The sequence below is a fragment of the Seongchinamella sediminis genome (genome assembly GCF_003457605.1).
In the GTDB taxonomy this organism is placed as follows: domain Bacteria; phylum Pseudomonadota; class Gammaproteobacteria; order Pseudomonadales; family Halieaceae; genus Halioglobus; species Halioglobus sediminis.
In genome coordinates, this window is sequence record NZ_QRAN01000065.1 from 1 (window position 1) to 979 (window position 979).

Below are 979 nucleotides of genomic sequence, written 5' to 3' on the forward strand. Positions count from 1 at the left end.
CAGGCTGCTGAAAAAGGCATGATTTTGATGCACTTAACTTTCTCGTCGTTCCAAGGCCCAAGTTTGGTCAACGGCGAGTCGGATTTGTGGCAGCTTCGCCAAATTGGGGATTCGGGACCGATTTCAGGTGTAGCAAGGTCATTCATGGCCTCTATCTTCTCCATAAGCCGCTCATGGGCGCTATCGATTTCCCGCATCCCGTTACCACGCTGCCTCGGGCACCAGATTTCTGATACGTACCAGATTGTAGGCAGCCATCACCCTCAGGAAGTCCTGCCTTACCCGAGTCAGACCTCTGAACTTTGTTTGTCTGAGCCCCCCGATCTGCTTGGCCCAGCCAAATGGTTCCTCCACCCGTTTGCGCACCCGTTGGCTGATTTCGTAGCCCGCATGACGGGTCGTTCTACCGTCAATCGCAGAGCCGCCTGCACGCTTCAGGTTTTGGGCAACGTGCGGGGTAACATCCAGGAATCTCAACACGTCGACAAACTCCCGTGTGTCGTACCCCTTGTCAGCTCCCAGTGTCGCCCCGCTTTTCAGTACTGTCGCCATGTCGATCGCCGCATCGCGCTCGGCAGTACCGGTGGCCAAAGTGAGATCGGCATTGACCAGCAGGCCATTGCGGTTCTCCATCAGGGTATGTCCGGTGTAGCTGGGCCGCGCCCCCATACCCTGGCCCTTGGAGGCGAGCAGGGCCTCGGGATCCGTGCGCGAGGCATGTGTCTTGTTGCTTCGCTTTTCGCCATGGAAGTTGCGGCCCGCGTTGCGTCCGACTCCGTCAGGGCTATCGTCATCCGAGCCGTCCTTGCGGCGAACACTCTTGTGGGACGCCCAGGCTGCGATCAAAGTGCCGTCAACGCTGAAATGGTCGTTCGACGTGAGACTACGCCGGCGGGCCATCTCAACAATTTCTTCGAACAAGCGGCGCCCGATGTCAGCCTGCGCCAGCCGGTCCCGATTCTTGGAAAAGGTCGAGGGG

1 protein-coding gene is annotated in these 979 nt (G+C 58.6%); it reads right to left on the bottom strand.

All coding sequences use genetic code 11. The features are described 5' to 3' along the window. Nucleotides 1-201: 201 nt before the first annotated feature. A partial coding sequence (locus DWB85_RS19330) for an IS5 family transposase (RefSeq protein WP_117957711.1) occupies nt 202-979 on the bottom strand: 778 nt, incomplete at its 5' end.